Source organism: Noviherbaspirillum sp. Root189, from assembly GCF_001428545.1.
Taxonomy (GTDB): Bacteria; Pseudomonadota; Gammaproteobacteria; order Burkholderiales; family Burkholderiaceae_D; genus Noviherbaspirillum.
This window is the reverse complement of sequence record NZ_LMHZ01000002.1, coordinates 1-873: the sequence shown is the minus strand read 5'-3', so window position 1 is coordinate 873 and position 873 is coordinate 1. Positions and strand designations below refer to the sequence as shown.

General features: G+C 50.5%; 1 protein-coding gene and 1 pseudogene. Both read right to left on the bottom strand.

Annotation, left to right across the window (positions count from 1 at the left end):
• Positions 1 to 292: pseudogene (locus ASE07_RS29255) on the bottom strand (sensor histidine kinase); the annotation flags it as partial.
• Complete coding sequence (locus ASE07_RS01735) at positions 289 to 678, bottom strand: response regulator (RefSeq protein WP_057289089.1); 390 nt, start codon at positions 676 to 678, stop codon at positions 289 to 291. The pseudogene ASE07_RS29255 and the gene ASE07_RS01735, both read right to left, overlap by 4 nt.
• Between the last annotated feature and the right edge of the window lie 195 nt (positions 679 to 873).

The window sequence follows — 873 nt, the reverse complement described above, 5'->3', positions numbered from 1 at the left end:
ATTCGGCCATGACCTGGTCGCCGTTGAGTCCTGCCGCGACGCGATGAGCCGCGTGATTTTCTGCGGGCGTATCCTCTGTCCCTTGAGGCGCGAGCCCTCTGGACTTAGCGATGCTCTCTTCCTCGCCTTGCACGGTTTCTAAATCAGCGGCTATAACTTTTAGCACCAATGCAGCGTGATCGCGCAGTTCGACCTTGTCCGCGTTATGAAGCGGTTCCATCGTCGAYGCGAAGCTCTCCCACTCCTGCAAAATGTCTTCGAGGTTTGATAGGATAAAGAGGGATAATTTCATTGGCCTCCTTGCGCAGCCGCAAGCGAAGATAAAGGTTTGCCATTAAGCAGCTTTCGTACTGCGCTCAGCAAATTTTCAGCTAAAAACGGCTTCTTGATGAATGCGTCGTAGCTCTTTCCTGGGGCGACCCGGCATTGCAGCGATCCGCTCATCAATAGAATCGGAAATGGRGACCTATCCTGCCCCGCGTTTAATCGCCGGCTTAGTTCCAAGCCGGTTAAATCAGGCATGCAGCAGTCAGAGATCAGAAGGTCTGGCTGTTGCGCCTTTATTYGCGACAAGGCTTCCGCCCCACTCAATGCGACACTCACGTCATAGCCATGAGATTCCAACAACATCGAACAATTTTCGGCCAGATTTACGTCATCGTCCACTATCAAAATCATAATTTTCCCCTGGTTGCGCTAGCTTTGTTCTCAAAAAGCTTTAAAACTCGGCTGTAATTTTTTCGGCTGAATTAGTCGCTTTTCACTGTGAAAAGATGAAGGACATAATGTCCAATGCGACTCCCTACCAAGGGGGCTTAACTGAAGGGATTCAAACGGAGTCGCTCTGTTGAAGAACGAGACGAGGGAAGAGAC